This window comes from Streptococcus cristatus ATCC 51100, from assembly GCF_011612585.1.
Taxonomy (GTDB): Bacteria; Bacillota; Bacilli; order Lactobacillales; family Streptococcaceae; genus Streptococcus; species Streptococcus cristatus_H.
This window is the reverse complement of sequence record NZ_CP050133.1, coordinates 24,054-43,579: the sequence shown is the minus strand read 5'-3', so window position 1 is coordinate 43,579 and position 19,526 is coordinate 24,054. Positions and strand designations below refer to the sequence as shown.

The window sequence follows — 19,526 nt, the reverse complement described above, 5'->3', positions numbered from 1 at the left end:
ACAACTAATAAAAGCTGGGACAAGATATCCCAGCCTCTTTTTGTTAATTGAATAAAAAAGAAGCCGAAATCGGCTTCTGAATAAATTTCCAATAGAAATTAAAGCATTTTGTTGTAGAATTCAACGACAAGTGCTTCGTTGATTTCTGGGTTGATTTCGTCGCGTTCTGGCAAACGAGTCAATGAACCTTCCAATTTTTCAGCGTCGAATGATACGAATGCTGGACGTCCAAGAGTAGCTTCTACTGCTTCAAGGATAGCTGGAACTTTCAATGATTTTTCACGAACTGAGATCACTTGACCTGGAGTTACGCGGTATGATGGGATATCAACGCGTTTTCCGTCAACAAGGATGTGACCGTGGTTTACGAATTGACGAGCTTGACGACGAGTAGTCGCAAGACCAAGACGGTAAACTACGTTATCCAAACGACGTTCCAAAAGAAGCATGAAGTTGAAACCAAGAATTCCGCCTTTGATTTTTGTAGCTTGTACGAACAAGTTACGGAATTGTTTTTCACCTACACCGTAAGTGAAACGAAGTTTTTGTTTTTCAGCCAATTGCAAACCGTATTCTGACAATTTAGAACGGTTGTTTGGTCCGTGTTGTCCTGGTACGTAGTTACGACGTGCCAATTCTTTACCTGTACCTGTAAGTGAAAGGCCAAGGCGACGAGCTTGTTTCCAAGATGGTCCTGTATAACGTGACATATGTATGTCCTCCTAAAAATAAAAATATTTCGGTGGAAATAGTCACTTAGAAAGCCCTGATTCGTGCAGATGCCCTTCGCCTAAACAGCCAAGGTTACTTGTTATAAGACACCTGTTGACGAGCTTCATGCTTTCCTGCTGCTATTTCACACAAAGGCTATTGTACCATGAATAAAGTCAAAAGTAAAGGGAGTCATATAAAAAAATCAAGCCCAGAGGCTTGATTAAAGTCATTTTTATAAAACAAGGCAACTTACAGCCCCAAAAGCTTCAAAATCTCCTGCTTGTATCGTAGCTTCTGCAGTTCCTTATCCTCACTGGCTGACCAAGTCAGCTGGAGATCTGCTACGATTTGTCCAGGCCGATTTTTCAGAATATAGATGCGGTCACTGAGAGCCAGAGCTTCCTCGATGCTATGAGTAATAAGGAGGGTCGTCAGACCCAGCTTACGATGAATATCCAGATACCAAGTGTGTAGCTCCATCTTGGTCAACTCATCCAAGGCACTAAAGGCCTCGTCCAGAAGAAATAGCTTGTGACCGAACATATAGGTCCGCAGCAGAGCCACGCGCTGCCGCATCCCCCCGCTCAACTCATGTGGATACTTGTCTGCCACATCAAAGAGCCCGAACTCCTTCAAAATCTGAGTAGCCTGCTCCGTCGCTTCCTTTTTGGATACTTTTCGGATTAAGAGGGGCAAGATGACATTGCCCAAGACCGTCTTGTGCTCCAGCAGCAAGTCCTTCTGCAGCATATAACTCACCCGGCCCTTGGGATTTTCCTGCCCGTCTAGGACAATCCTGCCCGACTGGACCTCCAAAATCCCAGCAATCAGATTAAAGAGGGTCGATTTCCCAACGCCACTAGGCCCCAAAATCGCTACGACCTGGCCAGCATCTACCTCTAGGTTGATATCTTTCAAAATCTGCTGCTCATCATAAGCATAGCTTACATTTTCAAGTTTGATTTCTGTCATTATTTTATATAATCGTTGCTAAATCCCTTGTCACTCAAGTCATTGTTCACAATGCCGTTGTTCTTGGCCCATTTATAAAAGGCATTCCAGCGGCTAGCCTCAAACTGACCCCACTTGTCCTTATCTGATGCATATTGCTCAGACAGGTATTTTTGGGAAGCCAAGACAAAGTCACGCTTGCTTTTCAGCTCTGGCGCATGCTTGATTAAAATATCCGCTGCTTCTTCAGGGTGCTCCATGGCATATTGATAGCCCTTCTTGATGGCCTGCAAAACCTTTTTCGCCTCGTCCGGATTCTTCTTCAGATAGTCATTATTAGCAATAATCACTGGAGAATAGTAGTCAAACTCCTTGACATAGTCCTTCATGTAAAAGAAATTCGTGTCCATGCCCTGCGTCTCTGCCATGATACCGTCCCAGCCATGATAAATCCATGCCGCATCAAACAAACCATTTTCAATCGGCGTAATTGAGTTGGAATCGTTGTTGGGAACCTTTTCCACTTCATCAAACTGGCCGCCTTGGCTTTCGACCAAAGTTTTGAGCATGCCCAGCTCCACCGGATCATTCCAAGTGCCGTATTTCTTGCCAGCCAGATCCTTAGGACTTGTAATCCCTGCAGACTTCTTAGAAATAATGCCCGAAGTATTATGCTCTACAATGGCTGCGACAGCTGTGATTTCTGCGCCCTTATCCAGTTTTTTAGCCATGGAGTCCTGGAAATAGATACCAAAAGGTGCCTTGCCATTGATAATCAAATCCGAACTGCTATCTTCAGGCGGTAACTTGATATCCACATCCACACCTGCTTCCTTAAAGTAGCTCTTTTCCTGAGCTACATAAAGGCCAGTATGGTTGGTGTTTGGTGACCAGTCTAGAATAAAATCAATCTTTTTATCCTTACTAGCAGACTCTGAGCCTGACTTACCACAAGCCGCTAGGCCAAAGATAGACACGGCAGCCAAACCTGCCAGCAACATTTTATAAGTTTTTTTCATTATAATCCTCTTTTCTTTTTGGAAATAGCAGAGCTGAGCTCCTATTTCCACTTAATAACATATTTTTCACTGACAGCCACCAGCTTCATCCCCAGAAGACTGATAACCGAAACCAATATGATAATAGCAAACATGGTGTCGTACTGGAAAAGTTTCTTGGACTGAATCATGTAAACACCCAAACCTTCGAAACCGCCCAGCCATTCGGAAACAACGGTCGTGATAAAGGCGTAGGAAACACTGACGCGCAAGCCCGCATAGAAATAGGGCAGACTAGCTGGAATCTTAAAATGCCAGAGAATCTGCCAGCGATTTGCCTGCATGAGCTCAAAGAGCGTCAGAGTATCCCGGTCACAATGCCGAAAACCATCCAGAATACTGACGATAATCGGAAAAGTCGTCGTCAGAATAATGAGTACAATCTTGGGCAAAATCCCATAACCCAGCCAGAGAACCAAGATTGGCGCCAAAGCAATGGTCGGAATCGTCTGCACCACGACCATCATAGGGTAAATCAAATCATTGAGCCAGCTCATGCTGTCCATGAGCACAGCTAGTATACAGGCCAAGATGACACCCAAGACTAACCCCAGCAGGGCTACTTTTAAGGTGGCCCAGCTATGACTTGCTAGAAATCCGGCATCTCTGATAAAGGCCTGACCGATTTCCAGAGGTGTCGGCAGGATAAATTTGGGCAAGAGCTTGAGCCAGCCCATAACCTGCCAGATAACAAGGATTCCCAGCATACCCAAAAGGCTAATCTGCTGCCGCAGGATATTTTTCAAGTTTTTCATCAATACTTAAAATCTTTCCATAGTTTATTTTCACATTAGCAAAAACATTGTCTGCCTGAGTACCTGCAAGCTCAATCGCCTGCTGCAGAATAGGAAATAAGGTCTCCCATTCCCCTTCTAGAACGGTCTCAAAAGGCGTCACGACCATCTTCACTGGCTGTTTTTGCAAAAACTCAATCACTTCCTCTATGACTGCCAAACGATTCACATCATGTGACAAAGGAAGAATTTGTAAAGCGATACTGGCTTTCATCTCTTCACCTCCTTACTTTCATGCTTCATCTGAGAATAATCTATGCAGATAGGATTAAAATTCACAAGAAAATAACTTGGTTTTTAATCAAAAAGACAGCGAGCTCCCTTTATAAACACCTTACTTTCCATACAAAAACACCTTCTCCAATATGGAAAAGGTGTTGCATGCATCAGTAAACTAAAGATTGGTGAATAATTCCCCATTTTAGCAAAACCACAAGGTCTTTACAAATACAATTCCCTACGCTGGCATTACCCAGATCAGGTGCGGTCGAAGCTTACACTTCCTCTCAGACTGTACACAGACTCCCATATATAGGATTATGATAACGCAATCATCAGCAAATGTCAAGATTGGAGCTTGGACTCACTACTTTTCAACGATAAGTGAATCAAACGATCATCAATTAGCCAAACTCTCCTTTCGCAGCCAACAAAGTCTCCATAGCCCTGATATTCTCTGTCTCGCTTGTGGATAAGATGGTTTCAAAGCCCAGTTCAGCTGCCGTATCTAAGTTAGCTTGAATGTCGTCAATAAAGACTGACTCTGTCGGATCAAGACTATACTTTTTTAGTAGCTTTTGATAAATCTCTGGCTCTGGCTTGACAACCCCAACTTCTGAGGAAAGGATATAGCCTGACAGCAGTGGAAAGATGAGCAGCGAACCAGCTTTTTCAATACGATAAAAAATCTCGCAAGTAGTTGACAGGATGTAAATGCGATAGCCTTGATCAGCCCACAGCCCAATCTGCTCCTGTAAACCACTGTAAACCTCCACAACCTCATACCAATTGTAGAAAATATTCTGAACAGCAGGATGGTGGGAGTCATCCAGCTGAGCTAGCACTTTGTCACAGGCTTCTTTCAAGCTTAGCTCTCCCTTGTCTGTTTGATGCCAGACACCCGACTCAAAAATGGCCTGTCTAAGAATCTGCTGACGCTCTTTCTCAGGTTCGAAAGAGGTCAAGATTTTCTCAGAATTCCATTCAATCAAGACATTTCCTAAGTCAAAAACCAAATTTTTTATCATTTCTTTCACCAGCCCTTTCTCTATATGTAGGAGCTTTCGTAAGTTCTAGCTCATGCCATTGCAAATCCGCTATTTCAGCTGGTCTTCACCATCCTTGGTATGGCATGCTTAGGTTAAGAAAAATCCCAGAAATGAACTGTTCCTCAAAGTTGGGTTTTACCCAACTCTAGGAAGCAATACAAAGTTCTGGAATCACCTATTATTCTTAGTCAAAATAGCGAATTAAATTTTTCTCTGTCAAAATATCTGAGTAAGTATAGGACTCCACATAGGTGTTGGCAATTTCACCTGGCTGCCCCCCTTCATTTTCATACTCAACGATAAAGAGAGAAGGATAAACTTCAATCAAACGACCTTGTTTACTTTTTTGGCGCTTACGGCCATTTTCCAAGGTCATTTCTACCATCTGCCCCTCGTGAGCCTTGATGTCCTCCTTGATTTTCTTCATTTTTGCCACATCTGTAAATGCATCACTCATACTATACATCCTCTCTTTTAGAAATACTTGAAAATTTATTATATTCTTTTTGGAAAATTAGCTCAACCGTACCACGCGCTCCGCTCCGGTTTTTCTCAATAATGACTTCAACCTTGTTGTTAGGAATGCCTTCCTCTTCCTCACCGGCCCGTTCATAATAGTCATCTCGATAAAGAAAGGCTACGATATCCGCATCCTGCTCGATAGACCCAGACTCCCGAATATCAGACAGCACTGGTCGCTTGTCCTGCCGTTGCTCCACGCCACGCGAGAGCTGACTCAGAGCAATAACTGGCACCTTGAGTTCCTTCGCTAAAATCTTAAGCTGGCGAGAAATTTCTGAAACTTCCTGTTGACGGTTTTCGCGACCCGTTCCTGTAATCAGCTGCAGGTAGTCAATCAAAATCAGACCAAGATTGCCTGTCTCTTGAGACAACTTACGAGCTCGCGAACGAATCTCCGTAATCCGAATCCCTGGCGTGTCATCAATATAGATACTCGCATTGGCCAGATTAGCCGTCGCAATGGTATATTTTTGCCATTCTTCATCTGTCAATTGCCCTGTACGAATGGAGTGAGAATTAATCACTCCCTCTGAGGCCAGCATCCGATCCACAAGACTCTCTGCCCCCATTTCTAGGGAGAAGATAGCCACTGTCTTATCCAGCTTGGTCCCGATATTCTGGGCGATATTGAGGGCAAAGGCTGTCTTACCAACCGCTGGACGAGCAGCTAGGATAATTAACTCTTCTTCGTGCAAACCCGTCGTCATCTTATCAAACTCACGGTAACCCGTCGCAATCCCTGTAATATCAGTAGTTTGCTGAGAACGGGCTTCTAGATTAGCAAAGTTAAGATTTAGAATATCTTGAATATTTTTAAACCCACTGCGGCTGGCCGTTTCGCTGACATCAATCAGGGCCTTTTCTGCTCCTGCAATGATTTCCTCGGATGGTCTTTCCCCATCATAGGCTTGGTTGATGGATTCTGTCAAGCGTGAAATCAAGCGGCGTAAGATTGCTTTTTCAGAGACGATCTTAGCATAGTACTCTGCATTGGCAGAAGTCGGCACAGAATTAACGACCTCCACCAGATAGCTCAAGCCACCAATATTCTGCAAGTCTCCTTGGCTATCCAAAATATTGCGAACGGTGGTCGCATCAATAGCATCCCCACGATCTGCCAAGTCAATCATGGCCTTGAAAATCAGACGATGGGCATATTTAAAGAAATCCCCAGGCTCAATATATTCACGGACAAAGACCAGTTTGCTCTCATCGATGAAAATGGCCCCTAGTACAGACTGTTCTGCTAAAATATCTTGAGGCTGAGCTCGCAACTCATCAATCTCTGCCATAAGTGAATCCTTCCTTTAATTCTTTTTACCCTTCCGTAACCCGCAGGCGAATCACACTTGTCACATCTTGGTAAATCTTTACAGGAACATCAATCAAACCAATCGAACGAATGGGAGAATCAACCTTGATATTCCGTTTGTCAATTTTTAGACCAAATTGCTTTTGTAATTCATCAGCAATTTTTTTGTTAGTAATCGAACCGAAAGTCCGTCCGTCTGGTCCGACTTTCTCTGTAAAAGCCACGACCGTTGCTTCTTCTTCCAACTTAGCTTTGATAGCTTGAGCCTCTGCCACCATCTCTGCGTGAGCCTTTTCCTGAGATTTTTGCTTACCTCTCAGCTCACCGATAGCTTGTGCAGTGGCTTCCTTAGCCAGATTTTTCTTAATCAGGAAATTTTGAGCGTAGCCAGTAGGCACTTCCTTGATTTCCCCTTTTTTCCCTTTTCCTTTTACATCTGCTAAAAAAATAACTTTCATTTTATTTCTCCTTTTCTATTGATTCCTCATTATCCATCACTTGATCCATAATCTCTTGATTTAGACGTTGAGTGACTTCAGCAACCGTTTGATCGCTAACTTGCGCTGCTGCTAGATTAAAGTGGCCGCCACCACCCATTTTCTCCATAATCCGCTGAACATTGATCTTACTGCGACTACGAGCTGAAATGGATACGTAACCCTCAGTATTCCTGCTGACCACAAATGTTGCTTCAATGCCCGACATGGCAAGCATGGTGTCAGCTGCCTTACTAATGACGACTGTATCATAGCTGGCATTTTCAGCACCCGCTGCTACAATCACATTTGGCAAAAGCTTCTTACCTGTCAAAATCAGCTCATTGACTGCTCGATACTCTTCAAAATTCGTCGAAGAAATATCCTGAATGACTACACTATCACTACCCCGAGCCCGCAAATAACTAGCTACATCAAAGGTTCGACTCGTTACTCTGGAGGTAAAATTCTTGGTGTCTAGCATAATCCCAGCCATGAGTAAACTAGCTTGAATTTTATTCAGGCGATTCTTCTTGGAATTTTGAAACTGAATCAGCTCCGTTACCAATTCGCTGGCACTGCTAGCTCCACTTTCGATATAGGCAATGACTGCATTTTCAGGGAAATCCTCATCGCGACGGTGATGATCCACCACAATCGTCTGACTAAATCGATCAAATAATTCTCTTGAAAGCGTTAAGGCTAATTTCGAGTGATCCACCATTATCAAAAGTGAGCGACTGGTCACTCGGTTTACGGCTTCCGATATCGGCAAAAGATAATCAGCGCCTTCTGATGTCAATTTTTGGATAGAGCGATAGATATCCGAGCCCATCTGTTGGTCATCATACACAACATAGGCTTTCTCAATGATATTGCTAGCAAAAAGCTGCATACCCACCGCGGAGCCTAGGGCATCCAAATCAAGATTGCGATGACCAACCACAAAAACCTGATCTACACTCTTGATTTTATCTGAAATAGCCGCCATCATAGCCCTTGTACGCGTACGTGTACGTTTGACAGATGCAGCTGTTCCACCACCAAAATAAACTGGATTCTTGGTCTCGTCATTCTCTTTGACAACCGCTTGGTCACCACCCCGGACCTCAGCTAAATTAAGATTAAGAAGGGCAATCTTACCAATTTCATCATGTTTACCATCCCCGTAAGAAAAGCCCATACTAAGCGTCAGAGGAAGTTTTCGATTCTTGGCTTCTGTCCGAAATTGATCAATGATCGAAAATTTACTATCCATCAGTTGTTCCAAAACCGTATAATCCGTGAAAAGATAATAACGATCCATTCCCACCCGACGGTAAAACATATGAAATTGCTCAGAAAACTCTGCTACAAAGTTAGCTACAAAACTATTGATATGACTGATATCTGAATCTGATACAGCATCTTCCAAATCATCATAATTATCAACTGAGACAACACCGATAACTGGTCGCGTCGTAACGAGCCCAACTGTTGCTTCATACTCACTTGATGCATCAAAAAAGTACAGGACACTAGAAGCTGAATCAAAATAAACAGAATATTGATTGTCTCCTACTGTTGCGTAGCTACCCGATTTCGAAGCAGCAAGGTAGATAATTTCCTGCAAGAGATCACTATTTAGCTCTCCATCATCCGTTGTAAAAATCAATTCAGCATAAGGATTGAACCAGTCAACATCTCCACTATTTTCATTGATTTTAATAACACCAACTGGCATCTTATCCAACAAAGAAGCTAAACTTCCCTCTGCTTGATGATTGACATAGCGAATCTGCTCAAGCTCGTCCAATTCAGTCACTCTTTGTTGCTGAATAAATAGCCAAACCAAGAGCGCCAGCACTATAAAAAGAGACACCAGCATAGGCAAACTATCACCAAAAAGGCGTAGACAAATAGCTAATATGATAAAGGAAGTAAACCCCACTATCGCAAAGTGGCTCGGGGAAAAACGAATTCTTTTCATTAAAAAACCTCTTATTGCGCCATTTTACCATATTTTCTTAAAAAAAGCGAGTTTTCACTGCCCTTGGATACTTGTAAAGCAAGAAAGGCTCAAATCCCGGATCTATTCTAAAATAAACATTCACAATTAATTTACAAGATGTGTCAATCTTGTAAATTTTATTAAACAAAAAGTTGACAGTGGTTGTAAATATTTCTCTATATAAAAGAGGTTTTTTGTAAACAGGTATTTACAATTCTGTAAATTATTCAAAAAAACGTACTATCAATAAGATAGTACGTTAATATGGCTATGATTTTGCTTTGTTTTTAGAAATGCTTCTAGACTTGCCTTCTAAGTAAACCATCAAAATAGAAATATCTGCTGGATTGACACCAGAAATACGACTTGCCTGACCAATCGTTTCTGGATTGATTTTCTTGAACTTCTGACGCGCCTCTGTCGCAATCGAGTCAATATCATCCCAGTCAATATTGGCTGGAATCCGCTTCTCTTCCATGCGTTTCATCTTCTCAACCTGATCAAGAGCTTTAGAAATATAGCCTTCGTACTTAATCTCTGTCTCAATTAGCTCGATAATCTTTTCATCCAACTCTTCTGCCGCTGGACCAATGAATTGAACCACATCTTGATAAGACACTTCCGGTCGCCGCATAAATTCTTTGGCAGTTACCGCATCTGTCAGAGCTTTAAAGCCAAGCGCCTCTATCTTAGCATTGGTTTCCTTAACAGGTTTCAACTTGATGGATTCCAAGCGCTTCATTTCATTGTCAAATTGATTCTTTTTAATCTCGAAACGAGACCAGCGCTCATCATCTACCAAACCAATTTTTCGGCCAATCTCTGTCAAACGCATATCAGCATTGTCATGGCGGAGAATCAAACGGTACTCCGCTCGGCTAGTCAAGAGGCGATAAGGTTCTACAGTCCCCTTAGTCACCAAATCATCAATCATGACTCCAATGTAACCATCACTACGCTTCAAGATCAACTCTGGCTTACCTTGGATCTTCAAGGCCGCATTAATCCCAGCAATAATCCCTTGACCAGCGGCTTCTTCATAACCAGAAGTCCCATTGGTCTGACCTGCTGTAAAGAGCCCTGAAATTTTCTTAGTTTCCAAGGTTGCCCGCAACTGGTGAGGCATAATCATATCGTACTCAATGGCATAGCCTGTCCGCATCATCTCAGCATTTTCTAAACCTTTGATAGAGTGAACCAAGTCCTTCTGTACATCTTCTGGCAGACTAGTTGACAGCCCCTGCACATAAACTTCTTCCGTATCACGACCCTCAGGCTCTAAGAAAAGCTGGTGGCGTTCCTTATCCGCAAAACGGACGATCTTATCCTCAATAGATGGACAATAGCGAGGGCCCACACCCTTAACGATACCTGAAAACATAGGAGCACGATGCAGGTTATTTTGGATAATTTCATGACTTTCTGCATTGGTATAAGTCAACCAGCAAGGCACTTGATCTTTCACATAGTCTTCATCACGAGACGTGTAAGAGAAATGATTGGCTTTTTCATCACCTGGCTGAATCTCGGTCACGTCATAATTGATAGATGACGCCTTAACACGTGGAGGAGTTCCAGTTTTAAAACGACCAATTTCAAATCCTAGGTCACGTAGATTATCTGCCAAAGGAATGGCTGCCAGACTATGGTTTGGACCAGATGAATACTTGAGATCACCAATAATAATCTCTCCCCGCAAGGCTGTTCCAGTCGTAACAATGACGGCTTTAGCCGCATACTCCTGTTGCGTCGCTGTTTTAACCCCAATGACCTTACCATCTTCTACCAAGATTTCATTAATCATGGTTTGCCGCAGAGTCAGATTTTCTTGATTTTCAACAGTCTTCCGCATTTCTTTGGAATAAAGCTCTTTATCTGCCTGCGCCCGAAGAGCCCGAACTGCAGGTCCCTTACCCGTGTTGAGCATTTTCATCTGGATATAGCTCTTATCGATATTCTTAGCCATCTCCCCGCCCAAAGCATCTACTTCACGGACAACAATGCCTTTTGCAGACCCTCCAATAGATGGATTACAAGGCATAAAAGCCAGCATCTCAATATTGATAGTTGCTAGCAGAACTTTACATCCCATGCGACTGGCGGCCAGAGAAGCTTCTACCCCAGCGTGCCCCGCTCCAATCACGATAACATCATAACTTTCAGTAAAATTGTGTGTCATTTCTTTTTCCTTCATTTTTTCACCAAAAAAGGCCAAGTCTCTAGAAGTGCAGGACAAAAAAGCCTGCAACATCCATGAGCTTTGACCATCATAGGTATTGCTTATCTTATTTTAGCAAATTATGTTGAATTGTCAATCTAAAGCAACTAAGATTGGCGAATCGCTTCAAAAGCTTCTTTATCAATCTCGACAGATTCAGAGAATGCGTCTAGAACAATCCCTCTTAATGGAAATCTCCCTCTGCCTTCAACTGCAAACAAACAATCTGTGACAGGCAGTTGCAACCAAGAAAAGCGATCATAGTATTCTTTTGGAATCTCTTGCTCGTTTGAGAAACAGGGATAGAAATAATCATCTCCCTTTTGCAGAATATCGGGTTTTAGGCGAACACCTTCTTGACCTTCACTTTCATCTATCAGATAAGCATTGAAGGGAACCCAAACCTTAGATTGCTTTAATACCTTAAATAATGCCTCTATAGATTCTGTCGTTTTCTCATGCAAATACTGCTTCTTGTAGTCAGAAAGAGTTTCAAGTCTGTCCTTCTTATCAGTCTTTTTCTTAAAAAATTGAAACATTCTCGTTCCTCTTGTAGTTACTTAAATGTACTGCAAGACTTGACCATTCTTATAAGCTCTGTCAATCAAGCCACCACCTAAACACTCTTCTCCATCATAGAAAACGACTGCTTGGCCTGGAGTAACTGCCCTTTGTGGTTGATCGAAGTTGACAACAGCCTTGTCACCCTTTACAGTAACTGTCACCTTGGAATCAGGCTGACGATAACGGAACTTAGCTGTACATTCCATAGTAAATTCTTCCGGCATTTCTTTCGTGAAATGAACCTGACTAGCGTCAAGGCTGGTTGACATTAAATGGTCATGATAGAATCCTTGACCAACATAAAGAATATTTTGGCTAAGGTCTTTTCCGACCACAAACCAAGGCTCGTTGTCACCGCCCTGCTGGCCACCAATTCCAAGACCACCTCGCTGGCCAATGGTATAGTACATTAGTCCTTCATGCTGACCCATATCTCGTCCATCCATTGTCATCATGCGACCAGGCTGGGCTGGTAAATATTGACTCAGAAATTCTTTAAAATTCTTCTCACCAATGAAGCAAATACCAGTTGAGTCTTTTTTCTTAGCAGTGGCTAAGCCAGCTCTTTCAGCAATTGCTCGAACTTCTGGCTTTTCTAAATGCCCCAGAGGAAACATGGTCTTTTGTAATTGTTCCTGTGATAGCTGGCTCAAGAAATAAGTCTGATCCTTATTGTTATCCTTGCCACGCAGAATGTGAACCAAGCCATCTTGGTCTCTCTTCACCTGAGCATAGTGACCCGTTGCAACGTAATCTGCCCCCAGTGTCAATGCATAGTCAAGGAAGGCTTTAAACTTGATTTCCTTGTTACACATGACATCTGGGTTCGGAGTCCGACCAGCTCGGTATTCCGCCAAGAAGTATTCAAAAACGCGATCCCAGTACTCTTTCTCAAAGTTGACAGAGTAGTAAGGAATGCCAATCTGATCTGCCACAGCTGCTACATCCTTGTAGTCTTCTGTGGCCGTGCAGACACCAAATTCATCTGTGTCGTCCCAGTTTTTCATGAAGATGCCAATCACATCGTAACCTTGCTCTTTCAAGAGTAAAGCAGTTACTGATGAATCGACACCTCCGCTCATACCAACGACGACACGAGTCTTAGAGTTATCACTCATTGTGTTCTCCCATCTTTTCGTTATTTCACGATTGAAGGTCGTGCTGTGCTTTCAACGATTGAAGGTCGCTTGAGCAAGGTCTATTATAGCATGATTTAGCACGGAGAACAACGAATAACCTTTGGCCAATCTGAAGAGCTTTATAAGTTGTCAAGTAAATTTACAGTATTGTAAACACCTTGATGAAAAATATCATATTCCAAGCAAAAATGTACTAATAATTATAAAAAAGGGACTAGAATATAAACTCCAATCCCTGTAAATATAATTTTTCCTAAAGTTTTAATACCAGCCATTTGCTAACCAGAAATTTTTAGCAGCCGACCATGAGCCATAGCGACCTGCTACATAAGCATCCGCTGTCTTCTCTTGATTTTCTGGTGATAAATCTCCATTTAGATAGGTGATGGTCAACTGATAGCGACCATAGTATTGCCCATTTTGCGCTGTATAACTGCCGCTGGATTCTTTTTGAGCAATCCACTCCTTAGCCTCTGCATCCTCAGCACTCAAGCCAGAACTTGGGTTTACAGTAGATTGCTCAGCCTTATCTGATTTTTCAACAGTCATTTGCTCAGATACATCATCGTCCAGTTCTAAAACCTGGCCAACACTAATCAGATTGATATTGCTAATCTTGTTTTTTTGCGCAATCTTGTCAACAGTCGTCTGATGAGAAGCAGCAATCGCGGACAAGGTGTCACCTGAATTGACAGTATAACTTTCTGCATTGGCTACAATCGGAAGCAAAGCAGCAGCTCCTGCCATCAAACTGAACAAGCCTGCTTTCATCATTCTATTTTTAAAATACAAATTCATGTTTAGAATTCTCCTTTTCTGTGATATATCTATCCTAAAGCAAAAGTATTACAGAACTTTATTACTTTGATGAATTATATTACAGACTATTGAAGAACTTGTAAAAACAGACCTATATTCTAAAGTTTTTTGATGATGTAAAGGTTATGCTGAACTATCCCTATGTTTTTTGATCCATTTAAATCGAACCCTATCATAGAAGAAAAATAAAACTATTCCTAAAATAAAAGCTGCAGTTCCTTCCTTTAATCCTCTTGGAACAAATGATAAGGTAACTCTGCCTGCTCCTCTGCTCACATCAAGTTTCATAAAACCATTCTGCGCACGTTTTAACGGTACCTTCTTGCCATCTACACTAGCTGTCCAGCCCTTATCATAAGGAATGGTGAAAAAGAGAGAACTATCTCTATCCGCATGATAATCAACCGTTACCGTATTGGATTTTGTCGTCACAGAAACCTCTTGTTCTTTCAATTTACTTATGAGTTGCTGATATTTATTTACATCCACAGAGAAGAACTCTGGTTGGTTAAAAGAAACATTTCGATTCTCTGGAAAAGAAAATTGAATAGAAACCGTCTGTGCTTCCTTAAAGTAACCAATATTCAAAAATGGAAAAACATTATGGGTCAGATAACGATTCGTGATTCCATTTACAGTGATATTGACATCCGTCTGATTATCGTTTGAAAAATCAAGATCTGCAAGGTTGACATAGACTTGACTACCTGCAGGCACCTCAATTGTGTAAGTGACGCTAGCATAGCTTAATTGAGCGTCATTTTCGATGCTTGCAGTTACTTTCCCTTCAGTTTCTTCCTCATTAGCAGCTATAGAAATTCGCTCATAATATTTATGATTCAAACCCGATAATTGATTTAAAAAGGCTGTCTGATTGTCAAGTGTTAAATTAGTGAACTTGACATCTTTGTAAATATCATTGGTTAAGAAAGCCAAGCCCAAAGCATAATTATTTTCATACAATGTCATTGACCCCTCAGTCTTCTCTGCAGAAAAACCAAATTTCTGCGGATCTGTTTCAGACAAGTTATACTTTACAGTAAAAAGGCTATCCATCAAAATGCTATTATTTTGATAGCGAAGATTAAGATTAGTTCCTGCCGATTTAAAACCTAATTTATCTAAAGTCGAGCTTGCTTGCGTATTTCTAACTGATGAAAATTGAGAAATTCCATTATAATTAAATTTCATACTGTCATTCCCAGTCTGAGGATCAAGCCTCTCTGTTCGAAAAAAATCTCTATTTTCCCTCTTACTATACTTGACAAGATTGTCAATTTCATCCATTTTTTTCGAATAGGACGAACGACTTGCAAAGACCCATTCTTTAGCAATTCCATCAACCTGATAATAAGCGTTTAAGGTAAGCTCAAAAATCACAAAAAATAGTAAAGATAGTGTAAACATACTCTGCCTAACATGACAACGAATAAAAGCGAAGCTGATTAAGAGATAGGCAAGGAAGAACTCTAAAGTAAAAATGTAATTTTCGGGACCAAGAAAATCATAGTGTTTTCTATAATGCAAAGTGGCTAGAAAACCAAAAGAAATGAGCAGAAAGCTAAGGAATACTTGTCGCCATTTAACTTCCTCCAAACGATTGAGCGTTTCTGCAGCCATCAAAATGATAAGAAGAGAAAAGAGCCAAGAATAGCGATGCAAAAACATATTTGGCGCATGCATTCCTTGCCAAAGCAAATCCAGATACTGCAGTCGAAAACTCACTATAAAAATGCTAATCAAGAAAATGTAGGCCAGTTTCACGCGAAGCTTAATACTTTTTATCGTGAAAAATAAGATACTTAAAATAAGAGGAAATAGACCAACATAAATCATAGGAATGGATCCATACTTAGTCGTATCAAAACTTCCTACAAAATTTTTAGCAAAAACATCCAAGTACCAACTTTTTTCAGTAAATAAGTCTTCGACCTTTGTCAAGGTCTCACCATGTGAACTCAGATCTAGATAAGTCGGCAAAATCATAATTAAACTAGTAAGGCCTGCTAATATTGACACGATAGCAAAATCAGGGAGAGACCGAATCCTGGCCTTAAAATCCCAAGAAAGCTGAACGAGGTACCAAAGGACTAAAAACAAGGCCATCATGTAACCAAAATAATAATTTTGGACAAAGAGAATTGACAAGCTTGTAAAGTATAAAACTCTCCCTTGCTCATTCATCAACTTGTGTAAACCAAAGATGATAAGGGGGACTACTATAAATACATCTAACCAAGTTTTTATTTCAAGTTGACTAACTGAGAAACTCATCAAAGCAAACGAAGTTGACAGAATCAAGATTAGTGTTTCTGGAATTTTTTTAAAGATCCCTTTAATGCTAATACAAGTTGTCAACCCAATCAAGCCAAACTTAATAAGAGTAAACAAGTAAACTGCATCCGGCATTGATTTTAAATCGAAAAAGTAGACGAAGGGGGAAAGGAAACTTCCTAGATAATAGCTAGATAGGGCATAGAAATTCTGTCCCAATCCACTTGAAAACGTGTAAAAAAGACTATCCGTTCCGTGAAGAATATTTCTCAAAGTCGTATCAAATACGACATATTGATGGAAGCCGTCTCCAAGAAGCGGAGAAGTATCGCTACCCCAGTAGATACCTTGACTCAGATAAATAAAAAACATAATGAGAAAAGGTAAGATGAAGGAAGCTAAATAAAGCCAATTTTTCTTAAAAAAATATCTGATTTTTTCCATGTTTCTTATAGAGAAAGAGGCCGAAACGTTGTTTCATGCCTCTGTAAACCTCTGTCAACCTACATTGACAACTTATTAATCTTTCCAAAGTTCTTTGACTTTTGCCTGAACTTCTTGATTTTCCAAAAATTCATCATATGTCTCGTCAATGCGGTCAATCACACCATTTTTTGAGAGAACAATGATATGATTGGCCAAGGTTTGAATAAACTCATGGTCATGGCTAGCAAAGATGATCGACTCCTTAAAGTTCTTCAAACCATCATTAAGACTAGAAATAGATTCCAAATCCAAGTGATTAGTAGGATCGTCCAAAACCAAAACATTTGACTTGAGAAGCATCAGTTTAGACAACATAACCCGAACTTTTTCTCCACCTGACAAGACGTTGACAGGCTTGTTAACCTCATCGCCAGAGAAAAGCATCCTACCTAAGAAACCTCGAAGGAAGGTATTATCGTCTTCTTCTTTACTAGCAAATTGACGAAGCCAGTCAAGAATAGATTCACCACCAGCAAAGTCACGAGAATTATCTTTTGGCAAATAAGAACGACTGGTTGTGACACCCCATTTGATGGTCCCCTCATAGTCAATATCTCCCATCAAGGCACGAATCAAGGCAGTTGTCTGAATATCATTTTGTCCAATCAAAGCCGTCTTATCGCCAGGACGAAGGATAAAGCTGATATTGTCAAGAATGGTTTCGCCATCAATCTTGACAGAAAGATTTTCTACTGTCAAGAGATCATTCCCAATTTCCCGTTCTGCTTTAAAGCTAATAAATGGATATTTTCGACTTGACGGAACAATTTCTTCCAATTCAATCTTATCCAGCATCTTTTTACGAGATGTTGCCTGTTTAGACTTAGAAGCATTGGCAGAGAAGCGAGCCACAAACTCTTGCAATTGCTTGATTTTTTCTTCCGCCTTAGCATTTCGGTCAGCGAGCAACTTAGCTGCCAATTCACTTGATTCTTTCCAGAAATCATAGTTTCCGACATACAGTTTTATCTTACCAAAATCAAGGTCAGCCATATGCGTACAAACTTTATTTAAGAAGTGACGGTCGTGGGATACGACAATAACCGTATTCTCAAAATCAATCAAGAAATCTTCCAACCAAGTGATAGACTGGATATCCAAACCATTGGTCGGCTCGTCCAGAAGCAAAACATCTGGCTTGCCAAAAAGAGCCTTTGCAAGAAGGACCTTAACCTTGTCGCCATTCGACAATTCACTCATATTTTGATAATGTAAGTCTTCTGGAATATTGAGGTTTTGTAGCAATTGAGATGCTTCACTTTCAGCTTCCCAGCCACCCAACTCAGCAAATTCTCCTTCCAGCTCAGCTGCTCGAACCCCATCCTCGTCAGAGAAGTCAGGCTTCATATAAATAGCATCTTTCTCTTTCATAATGCTGTAAAGGTGCTCGTTCCCCATGATAACAACATCAATGACCCGCTCATCCTCATAGTCAAAGTGATTTTGACGCAAAACAGAGAGTCGCTCATCTGGCCCTAAAGAAATATGGCCTGTCGTTGGCTCAATATCCCCAGCTAAAATCTTCAAGAAGGTAGACTTACCCGCACCATTCGCTCCAATCAAACCATAGGTGTTTCCTTCTGTAAATTTAATATTTACTTCATCAAATAATTTTCGATCACTGAAACGCAGTGATACATCAGATACTGTAAGCAATGATTTTCTCCTATATATGTAGTCTCCTCCATTTTACTAGAAAATTCTTCTTTTTTCAAATTATTATGGAATAAAAAACTATTTAAAGAGATGAAAATGCCGTCAACTTTGTAAACATGCTGCAAATATATTGTCAACTAATTTCTTTTAAACTATGATTCTTCTTTTTTCTTCTAGATTCTTCCGCATTTTCTTTGAAAATGATATAATGAGAACAACACTAATTGAGGAGCAAGCAATGACAAAACCCATTATTTTAACCGGAGACCGTCCGACTGGAAAATTACATATTGGTCATTATGTAGGAAGCTTACGTAACCGTGTTCTTCTACAAAATCAAAATAAATATGATATGTTTGTTTTTCTGGCGGACCAACAAGCTCTGACAGACCATGCGAAAGATCCACAAACAATTGTAGAATCCATTGGCAATGTAGCCTTAGACTATCTGGCAGCTGGACTGGATCCCAAAAAAGTGACTATTTTTATCCAAAGTCAGATTCCTGAGTTAGCAGAGTTATCAATGTATTACATGAATTTGGTATCTTTAGCTCGATTAGAGCGCAATCCAACTGTCAAGACAGAAATTGCTCAGAAAGGTTTTGGAGAAAGTATCCCAACTGGATTTTTGGTTTATCCTATCTCTCAAGCAGCTGACATTACAGCCTTTAAGGCAAACTATGTACCTGTAGGAAATGACCAAAAACCGATGATTGAGCAGACACGTGAAATTGTTCGTTCCTTCAATCATGCCTATGACTGTGAGGTTTTGGTGGAGCCAGAAGGCATCTATCCAGAAAATGAAGCAGCTGGACGTTTACCAGGGCTTGATGGCAATGCTAAAATGTCAAAATCATTAAACAATGGGATTTATCTAGCGGATGATATGGATACTCTCAAGAAAAAGGTCATGAGCATGTATACCGATCCCGACCACATCAAAGTTGAAGATCCAGGAAAAATCGAAGGTAATATGGTTTTCCATTATCTGGATGTTTTTGGTCGGCCAGAAGATGCTGCTGAAATTGCGGCTATGAAAGAACACTACCAACGCGGTGGTCTGGGTGATGTCAAAACTAAACGCTATCTCTTAGAGATTTTAGAGCGGGAATTAGGACCAATCAGAGAGCGTCGTCTCGAGTTTGCAAAAGACATGGGCCAAGTCTATGACATGCTGAAAGAAGGCAGTGAACGTGCTCGACAAGTTGCTGGACAAACCCTGTCAGAAGTCAAAAATGCAATGGGAATTAATTACTTTAAATAACGAACAATAATAGCAGATTAC

At 41.0% G+C, this 19,526-nt stretch carries 17 protein-coding genes; 1 reads left to right on the top strand and 16 read right to left on the bottom strand.

The features are described from left to right. Positions 1–98: 98 nt before the first annotated feature. The 16 genes from rpsD to HBA50_RS00145 form a co-directional block, all read right to left on the bottom strand. Positions 99–710, bottom strand: a complete 612-nt coding sequence (rpsD, locus tag HBA50_RS00220; RefSeq protein ID WP_000092756.1) for a 30S ribosomal protein S4 — start codon at positions 708–710, stop codon at positions 99–101. Positions 711–963: 253 nt separating this feature from the next. Beyond that, positions 964–1,686, bottom strand: a complete 723-nt coding sequence (locus tag HBA50_RS00215; protein WP_045499963.1) for an ABC transporter ATP-binding protein — start codon at positions 1,684–1,686, stop codon at positions 964–966. After that, positions 1,686–2,735 carry an ABC transporter substrate-binding protein gene (locus HBA50_RS00210; protein ID WP_208102655.1) on the bottom strand — a complete coding sequence of 350 codons (1,050 nt, stop codon included), beginning with the start codon at positions 2,733–2,735 and terminating at the stop codon, positions 1,686–1,688. The genes HBA50_RS00215 and HBA50_RS00210 overlap by 1 nt, the downstream gene beginning before the upstream one ends. After that, a complete protein-coding gene (locus HBA50_RS00205; protein ID WP_037615008.1) occupies positions 2,726–3,478 on the bottom strand; it encodes an ABC transporter permease in 753 nt (250 codons plus the stop codon). Before HBA50_RS00205 ends, HBA50_RS00210 begins: the two co-directional genes overlap by 10 nt. After that, positions 3,441–3,731: a thiamine-binding protein gene (locus HBA50_RS00200; protein ID WP_045499954.1), complete on the bottom strand. Its 291-nt coding sequence runs from the start codon at positions 3,729–3,731 to the stop codon at positions 3,441–3,443. The genes HBA50_RS00205 and HBA50_RS00200 overlap by 38 nt, the downstream gene beginning before the upstream one ends. Before the next feature lie 409 nt (positions 3,732–4,140). Next, a complete protein-coding gene (locus HBA50_RS00195; RefSeq protein ID WP_045500929.1) occupies positions 4,141–4,764 on the bottom strand; it encodes an HAD family hydrolase in 624 nt (207 codons plus the stop codon). A 205-nt stretch (positions 4,765–4,969) separates the two neighbouring features. Continuing rightward, entirely contained in the window at positions 4,970–5,242 is a 273-nt protein-coding gene (locus tag HBA50_RS00190) for a Veg family protein (protein WP_005592064.1), read from the bottom strand. A 1-nt stretch (position 5,243) separates the two neighbouring features. After that, on the bottom strand, positions 5,244–6,599 hold the full coding sequence (dnaB, locus tag HBA50_RS00185; protein WP_045499951.1) for a replicative DNA helicase: 1,356 nt from the start codon (positions 6,597–6,599) through the stop codon (positions 5,244–5,246). A 25-nt stretch (positions 6,600–6,624) separates the two neighbouring features. Beyond that, positions 6,625–7,077, bottom strand: coding sequence for a 50S ribosomal protein L9 (gene rplI / locus HBA50_RS00180; protein ID WP_045499948.1), 453 nt, complete (start codon positions 7,075–7,077; stop codon positions 6,625–6,627). Between the two features lies 1 nt (position 7,078). Further along, complete coding sequence (locus HBA50_RS00175; RefSeq protein WP_179856624.1) at positions 7,079–9,064, bottom strand: DHH family phosphoesterase; 1,986 nt, start codon at positions 9,062–9,064, stop codon at positions 7,079–7,081. Positions 9,065–9,353: 289 nt separating this feature from the next. Next, the gene (mnmG, locus tag HBA50_RS00170) at positions 9,354–11,264 is read right to left on the bottom strand and encodes a tRNA uridine-5-carboxymethylaminomethyl(34) synthesis enzyme MnmG (RefSeq protein WP_045500926.1); all 1,911 of its coding nucleotides are present in this window, start codon (positions 11,262–11,264) and stop codon (positions 9,354–9,356) included. A 146-nt stretch (positions 11,265–11,410) separates the two neighbouring features. Continuing rightward, entirely contained in the window at positions 11,411–11,842 is a 432-nt protein-coding gene (locus HBA50_RS00165; protein ID WP_045499945.1) for an SseB family protein, read from the bottom strand. Positions 11,843–11,863: 21 nt separating this feature from the next. After that, complete coding sequence (gene mnmA / locus HBA50_RS00160) at positions 11,864–12,985, bottom strand: tRNA 2-thiouridine(34) synthase MnmA (protein WP_045499943.1); 1,122 nt, start codon at positions 12,983–12,985, stop codon at positions 11,864–11,866. A gap of 282 nt (positions 12,986–13,267) precedes the next feature. After that, positions 13,268–13,804 carry an aggregation-promoting factor gene (gene apf, locus HBA50_RS00155; RefSeq protein ID WP_045499940.1) on the bottom strand — a complete coding sequence of 179 codons (537 nt, stop codon included), beginning with the start codon at positions 13,802–13,804 and terminating at the stop codon, positions 13,268–13,270. A 144-nt stretch (positions 13,805–13,948) separates the two neighbouring features. Continuing rightward, positions 13,949–16,543, bottom strand: a complete 2,595-nt coding sequence (locus HBA50_RS00150) for a YfhO family protein (RefSeq protein WP_045499937.1) — start codon at positions 16,541–16,543, stop codon at positions 13,949–13,951. Positions 16,544–16,618: 75 nt separating this feature from the next. Beyond that, entirely contained in the window at positions 16,619–18,241 is a 1,623-nt protein-coding gene (locus tag HBA50_RS00145) for an ATP-binding cassette domain-containing protein (RefSeq protein ID WP_045499935.1), read from the bottom strand. A 238-nt stretch (positions 18,242–18,479) separates the two neighbouring features. Here HBA50_RS00145 and trpS point away from each other — a divergent pair, with 238 nt between their 5' ends. Next, positions 18,480–19,505, top strand: a complete 1,026-nt coding sequence (gene trpS / locus HBA50_RS00140) for a tryptophan--tRNA ligase (RefSeq protein WP_045499932.1) — start codon at positions 18,480–18,482, stop codon at positions 19,503–19,505. Positions 19,506–19,526 lie beyond the last annotated feature (21 nt).

Coding starts and splice junctions, on each gene's coding strand:
- rpsD (WP_000092756.1), bottom strand. CDS start 710: ATGTCACGTTATACAGGACCATCTTGGAAACAAGCTCGTCGCCTTGGC.
- mnmG (WP_045500926.1), bottom strand. CDS start 11,264: ATGACACACAATTTTACTGAAAGTTATGATGTTATCGTGATTGGAGCG.
- dnaB (WP_045499951.1), bottom strand. CDS start 6,599: ATGGCAGAGATTGATGAGTTGCGAGCTCAGCCTCAAGATATTTTAGCA.
- mnmA (WP_045499943.1), bottom strand. CDS start 12,985: ATGAGTGATAACTCTAAGACTCGTGTCGTCGTTGGTATGAGCGGAGGT.
- HBA50_RS00200 (WP_045499954.1), bottom strand. CDS start 3,731: ATGAAAGCCAGTATCGCTTTACAAATTCTTCCTTTGTCACATGATGTG.
- HBA50_RS00190 (WP_005592064.1), bottom strand. CDS start 5,242: ATGAGTGATGCATTTACAGATGTGGCAAAAATGAAGAAAATCAAGGAG.
- rplI (WP_045499948.1), bottom strand. CDS start 7,077: ATGAAAGTTATTTTTTTAGCAGATGTAAAAGGAAAAGGGAAAAAAGGG.
- HBA50_RS00175 (WP_179856624.1), bottom strand. CDS start 9,064: ATGAAAAGAATTCGTTTTTCCCCGAGCCACTTTGCGATAGTGGGGTTT.
- apf (WP_045499940.1), bottom strand. CDS start 13,804: ATGAATTTGTATTTTAAAAATAGAATGATGAAAGCAGGCTTGTTCAGT.
- HBA50_RS00205 (WP_037615008.1), bottom strand. CDS start 3,478: ATGAAAAACTTGAAAAATATCCTGCGGCAGCAGATTAGCCTTTTGGGT.
- HBA50_RS00215 (WP_045499963.1), bottom strand. CDS start 1,686: ATGACAGAAATCAAACTTGAAAATGTAAGCTATGCTTATGATGAGCAG.
- HBA50_RS00195 (WP_045500929.1), bottom strand. CDS start 4,764: ATGATAAAAAATTTGGTTTTTGACTTAGGAAATGTCTTGATTGAATGG.
- trpS (WP_045499932.1), top strand. CDS start 18,480: ATGACAAAACCCATTATTTTAACCGGAGACCGTCCGACTGGAAAATTA.
- HBA50_RS00165 (WP_045499945.1), bottom strand. CDS start 11,842: ATGTTTCAATTTTTTAAGAAAAAGACTGATAAGAAGGACAGACTTGAA.
- HBA50_RS00150 (WP_045499937.1), bottom strand. CDS start 16,543: ATGGAAAAAATCAGATATTTTTTTAAGAAAAATTGGCTTTATTTAGCT.